This is a genomic window from Streptomyces sp. NPDC050732, assembly GCF_040654255.1.
In the GTDB taxonomy this organism is placed as follows: Bacteria; Actinomycetota; Actinomycetes; order Streptomycetales; family Streptomycetaceae; genus Streptomyces.
The window spans coordinates 38,371-53,640 of record NZ_JBFAHP010000043.1 but is presented as its reverse complement, the minus strand read 5'-3'; the positions used below and the strand labels follow the sequence as shown (position 1 = coordinate 53,640).

Here is a 15,270-nt window from a genome sequence, read left to right as displayed (position 1 = left end):
TGCGTACCACGCACCGCCTCTCATGGGCGCCGCCCCGACCGCGTGGTGAGCGTCACCCCCGCCGGGCCGTGCGTGCCGTGAGTGTCACCCCCGTCGCGACCGTCGCCGCCGTCACGAGCCCGGCCACCAGCACCGCCCAGCGGCCCGCGAACGTGCTCGCGAGCACCGCCAACGTACTGACCGGCAGCACCAGTTGCTGCGCCGTCCCCACCTTGTAGTAACGCGAGTGCAGCGCCCACACGGTGAACAGATAGAGCGCCGTCGGCACGGTCACCGCGGCGGACGCCGCAAGCGTCGAGATGTGCGCCTCGCCGACGGCCTGCTCGACCGCCACCTCGATCCCGGCACCGATCGCCGCGGCCGAGCCGAGGATCACGTAGTGGCCGTAACCCCACAGGAACGCCTGCCGGTTGCCGGCCAGCCGCCCGTGAATGGGCACCACGAAGTAGATCCACCACGCGGCGAAGACGATGAGGAGGCCACCCGCGGCGATGGGCAGCAGCTCGTCGAGCGCGTCGTTCTCCTCGATCCCCGACTTCACGGCGACGGTCGCCGCCGCGATGGTCTCGCCGAGCACGATGATGGTGAACAGGCCGTACCGCTCGGAGATGTGGTGCGGGTGCCAGGCCGTCGTGTACGCGCGCTCCGCGATCACCGGCACGCACAGCTCCGCGACCGCCATCACGAGGAACAGCCAGGGCCGGGCGCCCTCCGGCAGGAACAGCAGCCCCGACCAGCCGACCTGGCAGAGCAGCACACCGCACGCGTACCGCAGGGCCGTGCCGCGCTCGGCGCCCGTCGCCGCCCTGGCCACGCGCAGCCACTGCGAGGTGAGCGCCATCCGCATGATCAGGTAGCCCAGCCAGACCAGGAGGAAGTCGTGCTCCTCGAAGGCCTTGGAGACCCCGGCGGCGAAGACGAGCACACCGGCGATCTGGACCAGCGTGACCACGCGGTACAGCACGTCGTCGTTGTCGTACGCCGAGGCGAACCACGAGAAGTTGACCCACGCCCAGAACATGGCGAAGAAGACCATCGCGTAGTTGAGGACGCCCTCGCCCGCGTGTCCCTCGGCGACGGCGTGCACCAGCTCCGCACCGGCCTGCGCCACCGCCACGACGAAGCACAGGTCGAAGAAGAGCTCCAGCGGTGTCGCGGCGCGGTGCTCCTCGTCGCGTCCGCGGGAGAGGAGCGGCCGCAGCGGCTTCGGGGAGGTGGCGGGCGGCCCGCCGCGCGGCGGGGGAGAGGAAGAAGTGGAGGTCATTCCTCCACAACAGCAGAGCGGGTACGCCGGACCGGGCCGCGGCGCCGAGCGGCACGGCGGCGCCACCCGGGCGCCGCAGCGCGCGAGGTCCGAAGCCCTGCCACGTTCCCTGTCCTTGGCCCCGGCCTTTCGCCCGGCCGACCGGTGCCCTACGCCTCTGCCCACGCGGGGGCGCGCGACGGACCGTGGAGATGTCAGGCCCCGTAGCAAGGTCGGGACCCTGAGCGAACCGGGAACCAACATGAGACCGCCTGTCGCCCACGCCACGCGGACCGAGCCCACGGGCACGTCGTACGACCCCGCCGCCGCACCGCATGACCCCGCCAGGTCGTACGACCCCGTGCAGTACCGGCCCGGCAGGGCCATCACCGACTGGGAGCCGGAGAACGAACTCTTCTGGCAGTCCACAGGCAGGAAGGTCGCCGTCCGCAACCTGTGGATCGCGGTCCCCGCCCTGCTCGTCGCCTTCGTCGTCTGGCAGGTGTGGTCGGTCACCGCGACCAACCTCAAGGACGTCGGCTTCGGCTTCTCCACCTCTCAGCTGTTCTGGCTGACGGCGGTCCCCGGCCTGACGGGCGGCACGGCCCGGATCCTCTACACCTTCCTCGGCCCGATGATCGGCCAGCGCCGCTTCACCGCGCTCTCCACGGTCGTCCTGGTCGTCCCGCTGATCTGGCTGGGCATCGCGGTCCAGAATCCCGACACTTCGTACGGCGTGATGATCGCCATCGCGGCGCTCTGCGGCATCGGCGGCGCCAACTTCGCCTCGTCCCTCGCCAACATCGGCTTCTTCTTCCCCAAGAAGGACAAGGGGAACGCGACCGGCATCAACGGCGGCCTCGGCAACCTCGGTGTCTCCGCCGTCCAGCTGCTCACCCCGATCGTCATCACCAGCTCGGTCGTCGCGGTCGGCTCCGCCCAGCACAAGGCCGACGGCACGCCGGTCTGGCTGCAGAACGCCGCGTTCCTGTGGGTGCCGGTCCTGGTGGTCCTGGCCGTCGTCGCGTGGTTCGGCCAGAACGACCTCAAGGTCGCCTCCACCCCCTTCAGCCAGCAGAAGATCATCTTCCGGCGGAAGCACACCTGGCTGATGACCTGGCTCTACGTCGGTACGTTCGGCTCCTTCATCGGCTTCGCCGCCGCCCTGCCGATGCTCATCAACACCACGTTCACCCCGATCGACGCCGCCTACTCCGCCGCCACCTACGCCTGGATGGGACCGGCCGTGGGAGCGCTCGCCCGGTGGGCCGGCGGCTGGATCGCCGACAAGATGGGCGGCGCGAGGGTCACCATCATCTCGTTCGTCGGCATGGCGCTGTCGATCGTCGGCGTCATCGGCTTCCTGCCCTCCGGCGGCGGCAACGGCAACTTCTGGGGCTTCTTCGGCTGCTTCCTGCTCGCGTTCCTCTTCTCGGGCATCGGCAACGGCTCGACGTTCCGCCAGATTCCGGTGATCTTCCGCAGTCAGCACCTGAAGGGCCTGACCGAAGGCACGCCCGAGTACACGAAGGCGCTGCAGCAGTCGGAGAGGGAGGCGGGCGCCGTCACCGGCTTCACCTCCGCCATCGCCGCGTACGGCTTCTTCTTCATCCCGGCGATGTTCGCCAACTTCTCGGTCACCGGCGCGATGTGGGGCTTCGTGGCCTTCTACGTCAGCTGTACCGCGGTGGCCTGGTGGTTCTACGCCCGCAAGGGTGCGGAGGCGCCGAGCTGACACGTGCAGGGAGTCCGCGGTGACGAAGCGATACGGATCTTCGCAGCTCAGGGCCGCAAGGCCGGCAGAACCAAGTGGCCTGGCCCGGCCGACGTACTCTGGAAGCATGAGTACCGCCCCCGCCCCCGAACCGCGAGATCCGGATAAGCCGAAGCCCAAGGCGCCCAAGGCGAAGAACAAGCTGGTCTTCGACGATCCGCTGTCGCAGCAGTCTTCGGACGACACGGACCGAGGGTGGGGCGAGCGGGCCGAGACCGGCGGCGACAGCGCCGCCGACCTGGCGCGGTTCCTCGACGAGAAGCCGCCCCACCACCTCTGAGCCCGCCGCCTCTGAGCCCACCACCTCTGAGCCCGCGCTACTCCTCGCGGTGCCCCGAGCCGCGCTGTGCCACGAGGGCGTCGCGGATCTCCTTGAGCACCTCCAGCTCGGTGATCTCCATGACCTCCTTGGTGCCCTCCTTCGCGGCCCGCCGGGCCGCGACCCGCGCGAGGTACTTGGCCATGGGCAGCACCATCAGGAAGTACACGACGGCCGCGGTGATCACAAAGCTGAGGACCGCGCTGAGCACCGAACCCCACATGATCGGGATTCCCTTGGTGACCTCGCCCGCGCCGTTCATCTCGCACGGCGCTTTCAGGCACGAGCTGTAGTGATCGAGGTCCTTCGTCCCGAAGGCGCCGACGAGCGGGTTGATGACACCCTTGACCACCGAGTTCACGATGTTCGTGAACGCGGCGCCGATGACCACCGCGACCGCCAGGTCGACGACATTGCCGCGCATCAGGAAAGCCTTGAAGCCCTCCCAGACGCCCGGTTCCTTCTTCTCGCTCACCACGAGGCCTTTCGTTGCATGTGCGGGTTGCTGAACAAACAACTTCGCAACCTACGTGAGGCCATGGCGGGCCTGTCCAATCGTCCCGCACGAACGAGCTACTTGACAGGCTGTCAGTGCGATCGTGAACGTTCCGCTTCATCGCAGGGTCACCGCGAGACGCGTGCTCGCCCCGGCCCCGGCCAGCCGGGCCGCGGTGTCCCTCGGAACGGAGAACACCACCAACGCGCCGCCCTCGGCAGCGCCTTCCTCCGGACTTCCCGGATCCGGCACCTCGGTCACCCGCGCTCCCGCGGCCACCACACGCGGTTTCCCGCCGCCACCGGGCGATCCCTCGGCGGCGACCACATCCACCCGGTCGCCGGGACGCAACAGCCGCGCCGCGTCCGCGTCCGCGATCCGCACGGGCGCCGCCACGGTCGCCCCCGCCGCTTCCACCGCTCCCGCCGGCTCTGCGGCGGACGCGGTCTCCTGCGGCCTGGCCGCGTCGCCCGGGGCCGTGGCCGCGAGGGCGGCGGCGGTCATCGCGAGGCCCACGGCCATCGCCCGACGTCTGTGCCGCAGCAGCCGGCGCAGCCGCGGATGGCCGCCGCGCACCCGCACGGGCGGGAAGTGGGGGACCGGGCGTCCGTCTGCCGGTCGGGTCTGAGGGGGTACGTGCGTCACGACAACCACCGCCTGCGGTGCGAGGAGCTGGGCTTCCGCTCCCACGATGCAGGCCCGCGCCGATTCCCGCCGAGCCCCGTGGACTACTCGCCGGTTGTGGACAACTCCCTCACCCGAAGGGGGAATTCCGGCAGGTCGTCGGCGTTTCGGGTCAGGGCAACCGGATCCCCGGATCCATCCCGCCCAACGCCCCCGCGCACCCGCACTCCCGCCCCCGATCGCCCCGCGGCAGCACCGCCACCGCGTCGAACAGCACGCCCCGCAGCCGGTCGACATTGGCCGCGAACACCCGAAGGACCTCGTCGTGCGAGACGCCCTCGCCGGTCTCCGCGCCCGCGTCCAGGTCCGTGACCAGCGTCAGCGACGTATAGCAGAGCTCCAGTTCCCGGGCGAGCGCCGCCTCGGGGTGGCCGGTCATGCCCACCACCGACCAGCCCTGCTCGGCGTACCAGCGTGATTCCGCCCGGGTCGAGAAGCGCGGCCCCTCGACCACCACGAGCGTCCCGCCGTCCACCGGCTCCCAGTCGCGGCCGCGGGCGGCCTTCAGCGCGGCCCCACGGCCCGCGGCGCAGTACGGGTCGGCGAGCGAGACGTGCACGACGTTCGGCACGGTGCCGTCGGGCAGCGGTACGCCGTCGAAGTACGTCTGCGCGCGCGTCAGGGTGCGGTCCACGAACTGATCGGGCACCAGCAGGGTGCCCGGCCCGTACTCGGGGCGCAGCCCGCCGACCGCGCACGGTCCGAGCACCTGGCGTACGCCGACGGAGCGCAGTGCCCATAGGTTGGCGCGGTAGTTGATGCGGTGCGGCGGCAGGTGGTGGCCGCGGCCGTGCCGGGGCAGGAAGGCGACCCGCCGCCCGGCGATCTCACCGAGGAAGAGGGAGTCGCTCGGGGCTCCGTAGGGGGTGTCGACCCGCGTCTCGGTCACGTCGTCGAGAAAGGAGTAGAAGCCGGAGCCGCCGATCACGCCGATCTCGGCCCGCGCGGCACTCGCCTTCGCCGTGTTCACCATGGCCCGCACAGTAGCCGGGTGGGCACATGCCGACGACCCCGCCGTCCCAGGACGGCGGGGTCACACGGAAGAACCCGCGGGAAGTCCTACGCGGCCGAGCTCGACGTGGACGTCGAGGAGGAGCCGGACGACTTGGAGTCCGAGGACGAGGAGGACGACGAGGACGACGAAGACGCAGCCTTCGAGGCCGAGGAGTCGGACGAGGCCGACGACTTCGACGACGCGTTCGCCGGGGTGCTGCTCGACGACGAGCCGCGGCTGTCGTTGCGGTAGAAGCCGGAGCCCTTGAAGACGATGCCGACCGCCGAGAACACCTTCTTGAGGCGTCCGTCGCAGTTGGGGCATACGGTCAGGGCGTCATCGGTGAACTTCTGCACCGCCTCAAGGCCCTCGCCGCACTCGGTGCACTGGTACTGGTACGTCGGCACTTGCTTCCTCCTGGCACTCTCACTCGATGAGTGCTAACGACGATCCATAGTGACGTATTCCGCGGGATCAGTCCACTGACACCGGCACGCGGTGACCGACGCCACGTGCCACGGTGCGGCCCGGGGCCTTGGGAGCGAGCCGCGAACGCAGCGTCACGAGGACCACGAGGGCCAGTGCCGTGCCGCCCAGCGGGACCAGGAATCCGGCCCCGTCCCAGAAGCGGTCCTCCAGCTGTCCGGCGACCGTGACGGCCGCCGCCTGCCCGAGCGCGACCGCGCCGGTCAGCCAGGTGAAGGCCTCCGTGCGGCCGGTCGGCGCGACCAGCTTGTCGACCAGGGTGTAGCCGGTGATCAGCGCGGGCGCGATGCAGACGCCGACCAGCAGGCCGAGACCGGCGAGCAGCGGCACGGAGTGCGCGGCCCACAGGCCGGAGGCCATCAGGGTGAGTGCCGCGTAGCCGACGAGGAGCCGGCGCTGCGGCGAGATCTTCCAGGCGATGGCGCCGCAGGCGACACCGGAGAGCATGTTGCCCGCCGCGAACGTGCCGTACAGGACGCCGTTCAGGCCGGGCTCGCCGATCGACTCGGTGAAGGCGGCCAGCGAGACCTGCATGCCGCCGAAGACGGCGCCGATCCCGAGGAACGTGACGATCAGGACCCGCACTCCGGGGATGCGGAGCGCCGAGACGTGCTCCACGCGCGCGTGGGCGTCGTCGTGTGCGGACGGCTTCGGCTGGGTGCCCTTCTGTGCGGCGAAGAGCAGACCGCCCACCAGGGTGAGCCCGGCCTCGGTGAGGAGTCCCGCGGAGGGCGAGATTCCGGTGCACAGGGCGGTGGCGAGCAGCGGGCCGAGGACGAAGGTCAGCTCGTCGGTGACCGACTCGAAGGCGGCCGCGGTGGTGGCCAGGGGGGAGCCCTGGAGCTTGACGCCCCAGCGGGCCCGCACCATGGGGCCGATCTGCGGCGTCGACGCGCCCGCGGGCACGGCGGCCACGAAGAGCGCCCACAAGGGGGCGTCGGCGAGCGCGAGCACCGTCAGCGTGACGACGGACGCGGAGTGGACGAGCACGCCGGGCAGCAGGACGGCGCGCTGGCCGAACCGGTCGGCGAGCTTGCCGGTGAAGGGGGCGAAGAGCGCCATGGAGACGCCGGTGACGGCCGAGACGGCGCCCGCGGCACCGTACGAGCCGGTGGTGTGCTGCACCAGCAGGACGATGGAGATGGTCAGCATCGCGAACGGCTGTCGCGCCGCGAAGCCGGGGAGCAGGAACGTCCAGGCGCGAGGGGTGCGCAGGAGCTGTCCGTAACCCGGGCGGGATTCGGTGACCGTGGATGCCACGGCCCGTGCCTTTCTGCCGCCTGGTAGCGCCCGTGCGGGGGCGCCGAGAGCTGTCCTCTTGCGCGGAACTGCGGTAGATGCCGGGCCCCACTGCGGGGGTGCCGCGGCCGCCATACGGTCGCGCCAGCTCTGCTTCAGGCAGAGTTGGTTCGATCTGGTGCCTTTATCGTACAGGGGAACGTCCCATCAGCCCCTGTATTCGCAGCCGATGAGACCCCCGCCACCTATGATTGGTGCTTTTCTCCGTCGTTTCCCAGCCAACCGGCCAGCTTTCCGCCGTGACCGACCGCGCGCAGCCGCCGCTCGGCCGCGTCCCGCACCGGGTCCGTCGCCACCACCAGGAGCTCGTCGCCGCGCCGCAGCACCGTCGTCGGCAGCGGCACGAACGATTCTCCGTCGCGGACGACCAGCGTCACCGCCGAGCCCTGGGGCAGCCGCAGTTCACCCACCTCGACGCCGTGCATGCGTGAGCCCTGGGGGATGTCCACCGACAGCAGGTGTCCCTGGAGGCGCTCCAGGGGCGCGGACTCGATGCCGAGGTCGGCGGCCTCCGAGCCGTCGCCGAGCCGCAGCTTCCTGGCCAGCCAGGGCAGCGTGGGGCCCTGGACGAGGGTGTAGACGACGACCAGGACGAAGACGATGTTGAAGATCCGCTGGCTGTCCTCGACGCCGCTCACCATCGGGATGGTGGCCAGGATGATGGGCACGGCGCCGCGCAGGCCCGCCCAGGACAGCAGCGCCTTCTCCTGCCACGGCGTGCGGAACGGCAGCAGGCTGAGTACGACCTCCAGGGGGCGCGCCACCACGGTCAGGACGAGGCCGATGAGGATCGCGGGCCAGGTGTCGTCCAGCAGGTCGTGCGGTGTGACGAGGAGGCCCAGCAGGACGAACATGCCGATCTGGGCGAGCCAGCCGAGCCCCTCGGCGAAGCCGCGGGTGGCGGGCCAGTGCGGCAGCCTGGCGTTGCCGAGCACCATCGAGGCGAGGTAGACGGCCAGGAAGCCGCTGCCGTGCGCCATGGCACCCGCGGCGTACGCGGTGACGGCGATCGCCATGACGGCGATGGGGTAGAGGCCGGAGGCCGGCAGCGCCACGTGCCGCAGGCCGTAGGCGCCGAGCCAGCCGACCGCGATGCCGATCGCGGCTCCGATCGCCAGCTCCAGGGCGATCTCGCCGATCAGTACGTACCAGTCGTCCACCGGCCCCGCCGTGGAGAACGCCACGACGAGGATCACCACAGGGGCGTCGTTGAAACCCGACTCCGCTTCCAGGATTCCCGTCACACGGGAGGGGAGCGGCACCTTCCGCAGCACCGAGAAGACCGCGGCCGCGTCCGTGGACGAGACCACCGCGCCGATGATCAGCGCCTGCCGCCACTCCAGGCCGACGAGGTAGTGGGCTCCCGCGGCCGTGATGCCGACGCTCACCGCGACGCCGACGGTGGAGAGGACGGCCGCCGCAGGCAGGGCCGGTCTGATCTCTTTCCACTTCGTCCCGAGGCCGCCCTCGGCGAGGATCACGACCAGGGCGGCATAGCCGATGACCTGCGTCAGTTCGGCATTGTTGAAGTGGACGTCGCCGACGCCGTCCTGGCCCATGGCGACGCCGATGCCCAGGTAGAGCAGCAGGCTGGGGAGCCCGCTGCGCGATGAGATGCGGACCGCCGCGACGGCGACGAGCAGGACGAGCGAGCAGACGAGCAGGAGCTGGTTGAGGTGGTGGACAGTCAGGGGCCGTTCCTTCCGCCGCGAAGCCGAGTGCACCGCCGGGGCGCCGCGCACTACGTAGGAGTACTTCGTTACCTTACCTAATCGTTAACGCTTTCTTGACGCCGTCGAATGGCTATTCGATCTTTTGAGGCCCAGGTTCCTGACTCCGCGTCCGGAGCCGGAACGCCCTGCGCCTATGGTTGCTCCTGCGCTCCCAGAGCCGCCCAGTCGACAGCACAGCCCGCCCTGCCGCTCGCGTAAGGACAGCAAGGACAGCGATGCCCTCCAACACCACCGCCTCTTCCGGTCATAAGTCCGGCAAGAAGAAGGGGCGCCGAGCCCGACTCGTCGTGATCGTCCTGGTCCTGGCCATCGTCGGAGGCATCGGCTTCGGCGCGTACTGGAGCATCAGCACCGTGCGCGCCTCCTTCCCGCAGACCAAGGGATCGATCAAGCTCGACGGCCTCTCGGGCAACGTCGAGGTGAAGCGTGACGGGAACGGAATCCCGCAGATCTACGCCGACTCCGACGCCGACCTCTTCATGGCCCAGGGGTTCGTCCAGGCGCAGGACCGCTTCTACGAGATGGACGTCCGTCGTCATATGACCTCCGGGCGGCTCTCCGAGATGTTCGGCAAGAGCCAGGTCAAGACCGATGAATTCCTGCGCACGCTCGGCTGGCACCGGGTGGCGAAGAAGGAGTACGACTCCAAGCTCTCGCCGGAGACGAAGAAGTACCTCCAGGCGTACGCCAAGGGAGTCAACGCCTACCTCGCCGGCAAGGACGGCAAGGACATCTCCGTCGAGTACGCGGCGCTCGGCTTCAAGAACGACTACAAGCCGCAGGAGTGGACCCCGGTCGACTCCGTGGCCTGGCTCAAGGCCATGGCCTGGGACCTGCGCGGCAACATGCAGGAAGAGATCGACCGCTCCCTGATGACGAGCCGCCTCGGCCCGTCGCAGATCAAGGACCTGTACCCGAAGTACCCGTTCAAGCGGAACAAGCCGATCGTCCGCGAGGGCGCCTACAACAGCGTCACCGAGGAGTACGACCCCGACGCCACGGCCACCGACACGCAGACCGGCACCGGCGGCACCGGTACGGGTACCGGCACTGGGACCGGCACAGGCGCAGGCGCTGGTACCGGCACCGGTACAGGCGCAGGCACTGGTACCGGCACGGGCACGGGCACGGGCGGGGCCGGCGGTACGGCAGGAACCGGCCTCGCAGGCGGCACCCAGGCCCCCGACGGGCTGCAGTCGCAGCTCAACGGCCTCTCCGGAGCCCTGGACGAGGTCCCGGCCATCCTCGGCCCGAACGGCAACGGCATCGGCTCGAACTCCTGGGTCGTATCCGGCGACCACACCATCACCGGCAAGCCGCTCCTCGCCAACGACCCGCACCTGGCACCGCAGCTGCCCTCCGTCTGGTACCAGATGGGCCTGCACTGCCGGTCGGTCTCCGAGAAGTGCGGGTACGACGTCTCCGGCTACACCTTCTCCGGCATGCCGGGCGTGGTCATCGGCCACAACAAGGACATCGCCTGGGGCATGACGAACCTCGGCGCCGACGTCACGGACCTGTACCTGGAGAAGTTCACCGGGGACGGCTACCAGTACGACGGCAAGGTGCTGCCCTTCACCTCCCGCGAGGAGACCATCAAGGTCGCCGGCGGCAAGGAGAAGAAGATCACCGTCCGCGAGACCAACAACGGCCCGCTGATCTCCGACCGCAACGACGAACTGGTCAAGGTCGGCAAGAAGGCCCACGTCGACACCGCGGCCCCCGACCGGGGCGACGGCTACGGAGTGGCGCTGCGCTGGACCGCGCTGACCCCCGGCAAGTCCATGGACGCCGTCTTCGACCTCAACAAGGCGAAGAACTTCACGGAGTTCCGCAAGGCGGCCGCTTCCTTTGAAGTGCCGTCCCAGAACCTGATCTACGCCGACACCGAGGGCAACATCGGCTACCAGGCGCCCGGCAAGATCCCCACCCGCGGCAAGGGCGACGGCTCGCTCCCGGCGCCCGGCTGGGACCGCGACTACCGCTGGAACGGTTACATCCCGCAGGACGCGCTGCCCTACGAGTACAACCCCAAGCGCGGCTACATCGTCACCGCCAACCAGGCCGTGGTCAGCGACAAGTACCCGTACAAGCTCACCTCGGACTGGGGCTACGGAGCGCGCAGCCAGCGGATCGACGACCTCATCCAGTCGAAGATCAAGAACGGCGGAAAGATCTCCACCGAGGACATGCGCCTCATGCAGATGGACAACAGCAGCGAGATCGCCAAGCTGCTCGTGCCCAAGCTGCTGAAGATCGACATCAAGGACAAGTACGTCCGCGAGGCGCAGAAGCTCCTCGAAGGCTGGGACTACACCCAGGACGCCGACTCGGCGGCCGCTGCGTACTTCAACTCGGTCTGGCGCAACATCCTCAAGCTGGCCTTCGGCAACAAGCTCCCCAAGGAGCTGCGCGTCAAGGGACAGTGCCTGAGCGTCGAGCCGGCCGGCAACACCGGCCCCGCCGACGAGGGCAAGAAGGTGCGCGAGTGCGGTGAGCGCGACGCGGACACGGCCCAGCCGGACGGCGGCGACCGCTACTACGAAGTGATCCGCAGGATCATCGACGACGAGACCAACGCCTGGTGGAAGTCGCCGGGGACCCGCACCGACAAGGCCACCAAGACCCGCGACCAGCTGTTCGCGCGGGCCCTGGAGGACGCGCGCTGGGACCTGACGGCCAAGCTCGGCAAGGACATCGACACCTGGAGCTGGGGCCGCCTGCACCGGCTCACGCTGAAGAACCAGACGCTCGGCACCGAAGGCCCCGGCTGGCTGCAGTACGTGCTCAACCGCGGCCCGTGGAAGCTCGGCGGCGGCGAGGCCGCGGTCAACGCGACCGGCTGGAACGCGGCGGGCGGCTACGGAGTGCTCTGGGTGCCGTCGATGCGGATGGTGGTGAACCTCAAGGACCTCGACAAGTCCAAGTGGATCAACCTCACCGGCGCTTCGGGCCACGCGTACAACGCCCACTACACCGACCAGACCGACAAGTGGGCCAAGGGCGAACTCCTGCCGTGGGCCTACACGGACAAGGCGGTCGAGGGCAGCACGAGCGACAAGCTGGTGCTGCGCCCCTGACAGCCCCGCACGGCACGCCCTGAAAGGGCCCTCCACGCACGCGTGGAGGGCCCTTTCGGTCGTTCCGAAGGCCGCAGTACCCGGGCCCCGGGCCTCAGCGGAAGCGGCGCGCCCCCGACGGCGTCACGACCGCGTGCACCGGCCGGTCATGCGCCTCTTCGGGGAGGCGGTCGACCACTTCGGAGTCGTACAGGAGCACCACGAGCGCGGGGTCGGCGGCCGCGCGCTCCAGGCGGGCGAGGACCCGGTCGTACGATCCGCCGCCCCGCCCGAGCCGCATCCCGCGCGCGTCCACGGCGAGCCCCGGCAGCAGCACGGCGTCCGCCTCCAGGACGGCATCGGGTCCGAGCCGCGCCCCCGAGGGCTCCAAGAGCTCGATCTTCCCCAGGTGTTGCACGCGGACGAGCGAGCCGGCCCCGTCGTACCCGCCCCAGTCCAGGTCGTTGTCCGGGAGCAGCGCCGGGAGCAGGACGCGGGTCCCGCGCGCGTGCAGGGCGTCGAGCAGTGCGCGGGTGCCCGGTTCGCTCCCCACGGAGACGTACGCCGCGACGGTCCGCGCGCCGGCCAGCTCCGGCAGCTCCAGCGCGCGGTCGGCGAGAACCGCGGCCGCCTTCCGCACGTCATCCTCAGTCAACCCGCTTCTCACCGCGAGGAAGTCTCGCCGCAAGGTTCGCTTGGTTGGCTGGCCGCTGGTCGGCCGGTCGCCGCCCGCTTCGGTTCCGCCGGTTCGGCTCATAGGGATTTCACAAATCCTTCCTGGTCGGCGCATATGCCGAGAAATTATCTGGACCCACAGATTCCGCACATAGGCACCGGATAGGGTGGGCGCCATGACTGAGTCTCACCCCCCCCACGCCAGGATCACCAAGGCGGTCATCCCCGCGGCGGGCCTCGGCACTCGCTTCCTGCCGGCCACCAAGGCGACTCCCAAGGAGATGCTGCCGGTCGTCGACAAGCCGGCGATCCAGTACGTGGTCGAGGAGGCCGCGTCCGCGGGTCTCGACGACGTCCTCATGATCACGGGCCGCAACAAGCGCCCCCTGGAGGACCACTTCGACCGGAACTACGAACTGGAATCCGCCCTCCTGAAGAAGGGCGACGAGGCACGCCTCGCCAAGGTCCAGGAGTCCAGCGACCTCGCGACGATGCACTATGTGCGCCAGGGCGACCCCAAGGGGCTCGGTCACGCCGTCCTGTGCGCCGCACCGCACGTCGGCCAGGAGCCGTTCGCCGTACTCCTCGGCGACGACCTCATCGACCCGCGCGACCCGCTCCTCGCCCGCATGGTCGAGATCCAGGAGCGGCACGGCGGCAGCGTCATCGCCCTCATGGAGGTGTCCCCCGAGCAGATCCACCTCTACGGCTGCGCGGCGGTCGAGGCCACCGAGGACGGCGACGTCGTCAAGGTCACCGGCCTGGTCGAGAAGCCCGACGCCGTGGACGCCCCGTCGAACTACGCGATCATCGGCCGCTATGTGCTCGATCCCAACATCTTCGGGATCCTGCGCACGACGGAGCCGGGCCGCGGCGGCGAGATCCAGCTCACCGACGCCCTCCAGCAGCTCGCGGCCGACGAGAAGATCGGCGGCCCGGTGCACGGCGTGGTCTTCAAGGGCCGCCGCTATGACACCGGTGACCGCGGCGACTATCTGCGTGCCATTGTCAGACTCGCGTGCGAACGTGAAGATCTGGGCCCGGACTTCCAGGCCTGGCTTCGCAGTTACGTCACCGAGGAGATGTAGCACTTTGAGCAGCACGACGACACCGACCACCGGCCGGAGCGAGTTCTGGTCGGTGGAAGAGCATCTGGACGACATCCTCGCGACCGTCCGCCCGCTCGAACCGATCGAGCTCCAACTCCTCGACGCCCAGGGCTGCGTCCTGGTCGAGGACGTCACGGTGCCTGTCTCGCTGCCGCCCTTCGACAACAGCTCCATGGACGGTTACGCGGTGCGCGTCGCCGATCTCGCGGGCGCGAGCGAGGAGTTCCCCGCCGTCCTGACCGTCATCGGCGACGTGGCCGCGGGCGCGGGCGAGCAGCCCACCGTCCGCGCGGGCCAGGCCGCCCGCATCATGACCGGCGCCCCGCTGCCGCCCGGCGCCGAGGCCGTCGTCCCCGTGGAGTGGACCGACGGCGGCCTGGGCGAGGGCCCCGTCTCCGGGATGCGCGCCCACAGCGCCGCCCCCGAGGGCGCCTCCGGAGAGGTCCGCGTGCACCGCCCCGCCGAGGCACGCGCGCACGTGCGCGAGCGGGGCAGCGACGTCCGGGCGGGCGACCGGGCCCTGTCCGCGGGCACCGTCCTCGGCCCCCCGCAGATCGCCCTGCTCGCCGCCATCGGCCGCGGCACGGTGCGGGTCCGCCCCCGCCCGCGCGTGGTCGTCATGTCCACCGGCAGCGAACTGGTCCAGCCCGGCGAGGAGTTGGCCGCCGGCCAGATCTTCGACTCCAACAGCTTCGCCCTCACCGCCGCCGCCCGCGACGCCGGAGCCATCGCCTACCGCGTGGGCGCCGTCGCCGACGACGCCGAGACGCTGCGCTCCACCATCGAGGACCAGCTGATCCGCGCCGACCTCGTCGTCACCACCGGCGGCGTCAGCGTGGGCGCCTACGACGTCGTGAAGGAGGCACTGACCTCCATCGGCGACCCGGACGCCGAGGACGGCATCGGGGCGGGCAGCGGCGTCGAGTTCCGCAAGATCGCCATGCAGCCCGGCAAGCCGCAGGGCTTCGGCTCCATCGGCCCCGACCACACCCCGCTCCTCGCGCTGCCGGGCAACCCCGTCTCCTCGTACGTCTCCTTCGAGCTGTTCGTGCGCCCCGCGATCCGCACCCTCATGGGCCTCCCGGAGGTCCGCAGACCCGCCACGCGCGCGAAGCTGGTGTCGGACAAGGCGCTGCACTCGCCGGAGGGACGCCGCCAGTTCCTCCGGGGGCGGTACGACGCGGCGGCCGGCGAAGTCGCCCCCGTCGGCGGGTCCGGCTCGCATCTGATCGCCGCCCTCGCCCACGCGGACGTGCTGATCGTCGTCCCCGAGGACACCACCTCGGTGGAGCCGGGCACGGACGTCGAGGTGGTCCTGCTCGGCTGAGAAGGCCGCCCGCGCGGTACCGTGTCGCGCACAACAGGCCCGCGCGCCGCACCGCGCGGAGCCCGGACCGGG

General features: G+C 70.4%; 13 protein-coding genes. 5 read left to right on the top strand and 8 right to left on the bottom strand.

The genetic code is table 11. The features are described 5' to 3' along the window. Nucleotides 1-52: 52 nt before the first annotated feature. Nucleotides 53-1,264: a low temperature requirement protein A gene (locus tag AB0H82_RS31325; RefSeq protein WP_362998712.1), complete on the bottom strand. Its 1,212-nt coding sequence runs from the start codon at nt 1,262-1,264 to the stop codon at nt 53-55. A gap of 241 nt (nt 1,265-1,505) precedes the next feature. Between AB0H82_RS31325 and AB0H82_RS31320 the strand changes: the two genes are divergently transcribed. Both AB0H82_RS31320 and AB0H82_RS31315 read left to right on the top strand, forming a co-directional pair. Next, on the top strand, nt 1,506-2,978 hold the full coding sequence (locus AB0H82_RS31320; protein WP_362998710.1) for a NarK family nitrate/nitrite MFS transporter: 1,473 nt from the start codon (nt 1,506-1,508) through the stop codon (nt 2,976-2,978). A 106-nt stretch (nt 2,979-3,084) separates the two neighbouring features. After that, nucleotides 3,085-3,297, top strand: a complete 213-nt coding sequence (locus tag AB0H82_RS31315) for a hypothetical protein (RefSeq protein ID WP_362998708.1) — start codon at nt 3,085-3,087, stop codon at nt 3,295-3,297. A 37-nt stretch (nt 3,298-3,334) separates the two neighbouring features. Here AB0H82_RS31315 and mscL read toward each other — a convergent pair whose 3' ends face one another. The 6 genes from mscL to AB0H82_RS31285 form a co-directional block, all read right to left on the bottom strand. Next, nucleotides 3,335-3,811, bottom strand: coding sequence for a large conductance mechanosensitive channel protein MscL (mscL, locus tag AB0H82_RS31310; protein ID WP_362998706.1), 477 nt, complete (start codon nt 3,809-3,811; stop codon nt 3,335-3,337). 138 nt (nt 3,812-3,949) lie between these two features. Next, nucleotides 3,950-4,477 (bottom strand): RcpC/CpaB family pilus assembly protein, encoded by a 528-nt coding sequence (locus tag AB0H82_RS31305; RefSeq protein WP_362998704.1) that lies wholly within the window; start codon nt 4,475-4,477, stop codon nt 3,950-3,952. 151 nt (nt 4,478-4,628) lie between these two features. After that, nucleotides 4,629-5,489, bottom strand: a complete 861-nt coding sequence (locus AB0H82_RS31300; protein WP_362998702.1) for an S-methyl-5'-thioadenosine phosphorylase — start codon at nt 5,487-5,489, stop codon at nt 4,629-4,631. Between the two features lie 86 nt (nt 5,490-5,575). Continuing rightward, a complete protein-coding gene (locus AB0H82_RS31295; RefSeq protein WP_362998700.1) occupies nt 5,576-5,917 on the bottom strand; it encodes an FmdB family zinc ribbon protein in 342 nt (113 codons plus the stop codon). Nucleotides 5,918-5,984: 67 nt separating this feature from the next. Then, complete coding sequence (locus AB0H82_RS31290; RefSeq protein WP_362998698.1) at nt 5,985-7,256, bottom strand: MFS transporter; 1,272 nt, start codon at nt 7,254-7,256, stop codon at nt 5,985-5,987. Between the two features lie 224 nt (nt 7,257-7,480). Then, nucleotides 7,481-9,037 carry a potassium/proton antiporter gene (locus AB0H82_RS31285; RefSeq protein ID WP_362998696.1) on the bottom strand — a complete coding sequence of 519 codons (1,557 nt, stop codon included), beginning with the start codon at nt 9,035-9,037 and terminating at the stop codon, nt 7,481-7,483. Between the two features lie 206 nt (nt 9,038-9,243). On the opposite strand from AB0H82_RS31285, the gene AB0H82_RS31280 reads away from it, so the two are divergent. Continuing rightward, entirely contained in the window at nt 9,244-12,108 is a 2,865-nt protein-coding gene (locus AB0H82_RS31280) for a penicillin acylase family protein (protein WP_362998694.1), read from the top strand. Nucleotides 12,109-12,202: 94 nt separating this feature from the next. On the opposite strand, the gene AB0H82_RS31275 is transcribed toward AB0H82_RS31280, so the two are convergent. Next, complete coding sequence (locus AB0H82_RS31275) at nt 12,203-12,844, bottom strand: 5-formyltetrahydrofolate cyclo-ligase (RefSeq protein WP_362998692.1); 642 nt, start codon at nt 12,842-12,844, stop codon at nt 12,203-12,205. 94 nt (nt 12,845-12,938) lie between these two features. Between AB0H82_RS31275 and galU the strand changes: the two genes are divergently transcribed. Together galU and glp are read left to right on the top strand one after the other, a co-directional pair. Beyond that, nucleotides 12,939-13,850: a UTP--glucose-1-phosphate uridylyltransferase GalU gene (gene galU, locus AB0H82_RS31270; protein ID WP_362998690.1), complete on the top strand. Its 912-nt coding sequence runs from the start codon at nt 12,939-12,941 to the stop codon at nt 13,848-13,850. A gap of 4 nt (nt 13,851-13,854) precedes the next feature. Further along, nucleotides 13,855-15,198: a gephyrin-like molybdotransferase Glp gene (gene glp, locus AB0H82_RS31265; RefSeq protein ID WP_362998688.1), complete on the top strand. Its 1,344-nt coding sequence runs from the start codon at nt 13,855-13,857 to the stop codon at nt 15,196-15,198. Nucleotides 15,199-15,270: the final 72 nt, after the last annotated feature.